Below are 6,971 nucleotides of genomic sequence, written 5' to 3' on the forward strand. Positions count from 1 at the left end.
TATAAGAGACAGACCTCCCCTACCTCCCCTACCTCCGTAACAACCCGACGGTATAAGAAAAATATGGAACAAGGTTACTCAGACAAAGCATACCGTTGGAATCGGGAAGAATACTCTAGCAAACGCCGCTTTGTGGATATTTGGTCTTTTGTCTTGACCTTGATGTTCAAAATTTGGCGCTATAACAAGGCTTGGAGTTACCCCGGTGGTGTAACAGAAACCAAGCAAGCAGCTAGACGCAAAGCCCAAGCAATCTGGATTAGAACGACGTTTTTAGATTTGGGTCCGACTTTTATTAAGATTGGACAACTGTTTTCAACTCGTGCGGATATTTTCTCTGCTGAATATGTGGAGGAGTTATCTAAGTTACAAGATAGAGTCCCGGCATTTAGTTATGAACAGGTAGAAGGAATTATTGAGCAGGAATTAGGGAAGAAAATTTCCGTCCTGTTCCAAGATTTTGAACCTGTTCCCCTGGCTGCTGCTAGTTTGGGTCAAGTCCATAAGGCGATTTTGTATACTGGTGAGTCCGTAGTTGTCAAGGTGCAACGTCCTGGACTCAAAAAGCTGTTTGAAATTGATTTAGGCATTCTTAAAGGTATTGCCCGCTATTTTCAAAATCATCCCAAATGGGGACGCGGTAGAGATTGGATGGGTATATATGAAGAGTGTTGTCGTATTCTCTGGGAAGAAATTGATTATCTGAATGAAGGACGCAACGCCGATACTTTTCGCCGGAATTTCCGTATTTATGATTGGGTAAAAGTACCGAGAGTCTATTGGCGTTATGCTACCTCTAGAGTAATTACTTTAGAGTATGTGCCGGGGATTAAAGTTAGTCAATATGATGCTTTAGATGCGGCTGGTGTGGATAGAAAAGCGATCGCTCGTTACGGCGCACAAGCCTATCTACATCAACTGCTGAATAATGGCTTCTTCCACGCTGACCCCCACCCTGGTAATCTGGCAGTTAGTCCTGACGGGGCTTTAATTTTCTACGACTTCGGGATGATGGGAACAATTAAATCCAATGTCCGCGAAGGCTTAATGGAAACTTTATTTGGTATCGCCCAAAAAGATGGCGACCGTGTGGTAAAATCTCTAGTTGATTTAGGAGCGATCGCCCCAGTTGAAGACATGGGACCTGTCCGTCGTTCTGTCCAGTATATGCTGGATAACTTCATGGACAAGCCCTTTGAAAACCAATCGGTGGCAGCTATCAGTGAGGATTTGTATGAACTCGCTTATGATCAACCATTTAGATTTCCAGCCACTTTTACCTTCGTCATGCGTGCCTTTTCCACCCTCGAAGGTGTGGGGAAAGGTCTAGATCCAGAATTTAACTTTATGGAAGTTGCCCAGCCTTACGCAATGCAGCTTATGACAGATAACAGTAGTTCTGAGGGGAATAGCTTCTTGAATGAATTAAGTCGTCAAGCAGTCCAAGTTAGTAGCACTGCTTTAGGATTACCACGAAGATTAGAAGATACCCTAGATAAAATAGAACGTGGGGATATTCGACTAAGAGTTCGCTCCGTAGAAACTGAACGCCTGATACGGCGACAGGGTAATATTCAACTGGGAATAAGCTATGCTCTTATTATCAGTGGGTTTACAATTGCTGCCACAATTCTTCTAGTTAGCCACTATGTATGGTTAGCAAGTCTGATTGGTTTAATTGCCGCATCAGTTTCATTCATGCTGATTCGTCTGCTTCTACGCCTCGACCGTTATGATCGAATGTATTAATTAATTGTTCACGAAAAATCTATGAAACTTGAATCTACCGGTTGTACAGATCCGGGGCTTATTCGTGCTTATAATCAAGATTCCTACTATATTGATCCCGCAGGGCGATTCTTTATAGTAGCCGACGGAATGGGTGGTCATGCAGGAGGAGAAGAAGCTAGTCGCATCGCTACCGAAGAAATTCGTTCATATCTAGACCAAAATTGGCAATCCCCCCAATCTTCCTCAGAAATTTTAGAACAAGCTTTATCCACCGCCAATCAAGCCATAGTTAAAGACCAACAAAATCATCCTGAACGTTCTGATATGGGAACAACAGCCGTAGTCATCATGATTCGTCCATCGGAATTACCCGTATGTGGTCATGTTGGTGATTCCCGTCTTTACCGTCTGCGAGAATCACAATTAGAACAAATTACAGAAGACCATACCTGGATTGCCAAGGCCCTGAAAATTGGCGACATTACTGCTGATGAAGCCAGAGTTCATCCCTATCGCCACGTTTTATCTAGTTGTTTAGGCAGAGAAGACCTCAACCACATTGATATTCAACCCCTAACTATCGAAAATGGCGATCGCCTACTCCTCTGTAGTGATGGACTCACAGAAGAACTCATAGATCAGAAAATTTTTAAATACATCAACGACGCACCCAATTTAGAAAAAGCTGCTCACACCCTAGTTGAAGCCGCCAAAGAACAAGGTGGACACGATAATATTACCGTTGTCCTTGTGTCCGTAAAAGCCTAATTTTCCAGTCTCCTCTCGTTCCCATACTCTGTATGGGAATGAACTCCAGAAGGCTCTGCCTTCAACAACAGATTTAGGCAGAGCCTCTGTGATAGCATTCCCAGTCAGAGACTGGGAACGAGATGATAGATCAGAAAATTTTTAAATACATCAACGACGCACCCAATTTAGAAAAAGCTGCTCACACCCTAGTTGAAGCCGCCAAAGAACAAGGTGGATAATATTACCGTTGTCCTTGTGTCCGTAAAAGCCTAATTTTCCGGTCTCCCCTCGTTCCCATACTCTGTATGGGAATGAACTCCAGAAGGCTCTGCCTTCAACAACAGATTTAGGCAGAGCCTCTGTGATAGCATTCCCAGTCAGAGACTGGGAACGAGATGAACCCTTCCCCCTTGCCTAACTAAAAAAGTAAATATACTTAACAATTTGTTCAAATTGAGCATTTTTTATATTAACAATTTGATAAAAATATTTTTAATCTCCAAAAATTACCACAGGAGCTTAAATTTCTATAATTTCCACAATTGACATATTGCACCTTGTAGTATGTCTTAAATAAATAGCAAATAAGCGGTTAAGACATCAGATAATCAAAATCAGTGCCAAGCATAAAACTTGCCTGTGTCCTGATTTCTCACCCATAACCTCTAAATAGCAACCAACCCATAACTACTGTAATTTAAAGAATCTCCACCAAAATCAAACCATCCAACTTGCACAAATCCGCTCTCTGCGGAGTTGATTCTTGTATCAATAGATTCAATACCAGCACATACCTCGGAAAAATAAATTCAAAAAGATGGGCAAATTGTCAAAGACTTGTTATCTTTCTTAATATAGAGAAACAAATGTTAAGCAAAATCTAGCCCAAGGATTACCTCTTCGGACTTTTATGTAATTCAACAGATTGCAAATAAAGGAACTAAGGAATTTAAATAACAAGCAACAGCCTGTTTTACCTTTAAATACTGACTTCCAACTTTTCAATTCTGTTATCAATTTCGACTTTAAACCTTGTTTGTTTTGGAGTTCATTATGAATCAACGAACTGAACTATCTTTGGAACAGCAATTTAGCATTCGCTCCTTTGCTACACAAGTCCAACACATGAGCCACGAACAAGCTCAGGATTTTTTGGTCAAACTTTATGAGCAAATGGTCGTCCGTGAAGCAACTTACCAAGAAATGCTCAAACACCAATGGGGTCTAGAATCAGATCCCAATATGGCATAGGGTTACGAATGAGTAACTTCTCCTGTATCGCAGTGGGCGACCTCCTTCTCTTGCTCGTTTCCAGACAGGAAAAAAGCTGGGGATGCTGGGGCGTTAACTTCGATTACTACTACAGCATAGTGTAAATAGGTTGACACTCCCCAGTCCAAAGAGGCGGGGATTCTATAGAGAGTTTCCCTTATAAGAATTTTAGATTTTAGATTTTAGATTTTAGATGAAAAAAATTTGGTATAAGAGGTTGTTTGAAAAGTATTAGATGAAACCGATAATCTCCAGAAACCTAACCCCCCTTCCCTACCTCTCCTTAGCCCTCTCCTAAAAGGCTACGGTGTACACACAAGTGGTATCTGCAAGGGTTTCAGGCGTTATAGACCCCTGAAATTGTCATCACGAGCGCAAGTAATCACATAATCCCGTGGTTTTTGCGATTCCTAGGTCGCGCTAGTTCCCTCCGGGACGCTTTGCGAACGCTATCGCTTCGTTATTCCTCCTCTGTGGGAGACGCTACGGGAAGGCAATGAAAGACTTCCAGAGCGATTCCTAGGTCGCGCTATCTCTATTCCTATGGCTCCTGCGTCGCCACGCAAGCTATCGGAACGCTACCGCGAACGAGACGCGAACGCTATCGCACAGACTAAAATTAGATAACGAAATCAAGTCATAGGGGGAATTGTGTGTACACCGTAGGGGGTAATTTAACTTGTGTGTACACCATAGCTTTGTCAAGGAGAAGGGGCTGATGATGTATTTCATTTAAGTGCATACCGCTATATCAGGAAGGGACAGAGAATTACTTATGTTGTATGATAAAGGTTATACAGTCATCTGCCACAGATTATGATCTGCTGTTTAAACCCGGATTGTTCCCAACCTATCAACCCTGATGATCACAAGTTCTGTCAATCTTGCAGAACCCCGTTAATAGCATTATTAATCAATCGCTTTCGAGTATTGCGGGTGCTTTCTGCTGAAGGTGGTTTTGGGAGAACCTATTTAGCGGAAGATAGCCAGAAACTCAATGAACCTTGTGTAATCAAGCAACTTGCACCTAAACAGTCAGGAACTTACGCTTTAAAAAAAGCTACAGAATTATTTATTGAAGAAGCTAAACGTTTACAAGATTTAGGAGAACACCCACAAATACCAACGCTGTTTGCTTATTTTGAAGATAATGGGTTTCTCTATTTGGTACAACAGTTTATTAAAGGGGAAAATTTATTAGATGAATTAGCACAAAAGGGAAAATACAAGGAAACCCAAATTCGGGAATTATTACTAGATTTATTACCATCTTTAAAGTTTATTCATGAACGTAATATTATTCATCGGGATATTAAACCACAGAATATCATGCGCCGAGCCAGTGATGGTAAATTGGTATTAATTGATTTTGGGGCATCGAAACAATTAACTACCACAGTTCACACCCAAATAGGAACACAAATAGGTTCTTATGGATATAGTCCATTGGAACAAATTCAGCTTGGTGAAGCTTATCCAGCCAGTGATTTATTTGCTTTAGGTGCAACTTGTTTTCATTTATTAACAGGGGTTGATCCTTTTAATTTATGGACAATAAATGGTTTTAGTTGGGTGAATAATTGGCGACAATATTTATCTGGTTCTGTGAGTCAGGAATTGGGGCAAGTTTTAGATAAGTTGTTGAAAGTTGATATTCAAAAACGTTATCAATCTGCGGATGAAGTTATTAAAGATATACAAATTCCTCCTACAGTTTATGTACCTCAAGGGGGAAATAAAAATCAATCTTTGGGAAATTCTCCAACTAGAATCAATCGTCGCGGTTTTATCTATGGAGGATTATTTTTAGGTGGTGTAACTGTCGCATTTGTGGGACAAAATTTATTTTCTGGGAAGCAAAATCAAACTTCAATTTCAGATACACCAACACCTGAAAATATACCAACTCCTGAAAATACACCAACTCCTGAAAATACAACAACTCCTGAAAATACAACTTCCTCAAATAACTTGAAAACCTTTAGTTTTGAAGTTGTCAGCACTAACGCATCAGGGAAAATCATCAAGCGACGCAACTCGTCAGCAAAATACTTTACAGAAGATTTAGGAAATGGTGTGACATTGGAAATGGTTGAAATACCAGGGGGAACATTTATGATGGGTTCACCGAAAAGTGAAGCAAAAAGAGGTTCAGATGAAAGTCCCCAACACCAAGTTACTGTTCCTAGTTTCTGTATGGGGAAATATCAATTGACACAGGCACAGTATCAAGCTATCATAGGTGCTAACCCTTCTGGTTTCAAAGGTGATAATCGTCCTGTTGAAAGCGTTAGTTGGAATGATGCAGTTACTTTTTGTCAACGGTTAAGCCAAAAGACAGGAAAAAACTACAGATTACCCAGTGAAGCTGAATGGGAGTATGCTTGTAGAGCCGGAACTACCACACCATTTTATTTTGGTGAAAGTATTACCCCTGATTTGGTAAATTATTATGGTAATCTTACTTATGCTTCTGCACCAAAAGCTTCTGCACCAAAAGGCCAGTATCGTGAACAAACCACAGATGTAGGTTCTTTTCCTCCTAACGCTTTTGGTTTGTATGATATGCACGGTAATGTGTGGGAATGGTGTTTGGATGATTATATAGATAGTTACAATAACGCGCCTACAGATGGTAGTGCATTGACAGGGCGAAGCGGTACAAATCTGCTGCGCGGTGGTTCTTGGTACTACAACCCTGGGACTTGCCGTTCTGCGTGTCGTAACAACGCTAACCCAGATAACAGGGACTACAACAATGGGTTTCGGTTAGTAGTTTCCGGCGCAAGGACTCTTTAATTCTTTGCACTTTTACCCTTTTGCCCTTTTCTCTTTTTTCTTTTCCCTTCTTAGCCCCCCGCCTGACGGCGGAAAATATTTTTTTCTACAAAAAGCGGGTTTTGGTGTATGGACTTAGTATAGCACACATTTTCTAAATTGTCAGAATCAGGATATCCAGGATTTAAGGATTTACAGGATGTTATTGATAAATTTCTGGTTTTCCTTTGCGTCTTTGCGTGAAAATGAATATTCAATATTGTCAGAATCAGGATATCCAGGATTTTAGGATTTTCAGGATGTTATTGATAAATTGCTGGTTTTCCTTTGCGTCTTTGCTGCTTTGCATCTTTCTTTGCGCGAAACTGAATATTGTCTGAATCAGGATTTTTGTCATGTCCATATTCCTATCCCTAAATTAGTTTAAATGAATTAAGTAT

4 protein-coding genes are annotated in these 6,971 nt (G+C 40.6%); all 4 read left to right on the forward strand.

Going from position 1 to position 6,971, the window contains the following annotated elements:
• Nucleotides 1–63: 63 nt before the first annotated feature.
• The 4 genes from IQ228_RS17560 to IQ228_RS17575 all read left to right on the forward strand — a co-directional run bounded on the left by IQ228_RS17560 (nucleotide 64) and on the right by IQ228_RS17575 (nucleotide 6,552).
• Nucleotides 64–1,749 (forward strand): AarF/ABC1/UbiB kinase family protein, encoded by a 1,686-nt coding sequence (locus tag IQ228_RS17560; protein ID WP_027402127.1) that lies wholly within the window; start codon nucleotides 64–66, stop codon nucleotides 1,747–1,749.
• A gap of 21 nt (nucleotides 1,750–1,770) precedes the next feature.
• Nucleotides 1,771–2,499 (forward strand): Stp1/IreP family PP2C-type Ser/Thr phosphatase, encoded by a 729-nt coding sequence (locus tag IQ228_RS17565; RefSeq protein ID WP_027402128.1) that lies wholly within the window; start codon nucleotides 1,771–1,773, stop codon nucleotides 2,497–2,499.
• A 1,035-nt stretch (nucleotides 2,500–3,534) separates the two neighbouring features.
• On the forward strand, nucleotides 3,535–3,732 hold the full coding sequence (locus tag IQ228_RS17570) for an NblA/ycf18 family protein (protein WP_027402129.1): 198 nt from the start codon (nucleotides 3,535–3,537) through the stop codon (nucleotides 3,730–3,732).
• Between the two features lie 837 nt (nucleotides 3,733–4,569).
• Complete coding sequence (locus IQ228_RS17575) at nucleotides 4,570–6,552, forward strand: bifunctional serine/threonine-protein kinase/formylglycine-generating enzyme family protein (protein ID WP_193963756.1); 1,983 nt, start codon at nucleotides 4,570–4,572, stop codon at nucleotides 6,550–6,552.
• Nucleotides 6,553–6,971 lie beyond the last annotated feature (419 nt).

Origin of the sequence: Dolichospermum sp. LEGE 00246 (assembly GCF_015207865.1) — a bacterium.
Lineage (GTDB): Bacteria > Cyanobacteriota > Cyanobacteriia > Cyanobacteriales > Nostocaceae > Dolichospermum > Dolichospermum heterosporum.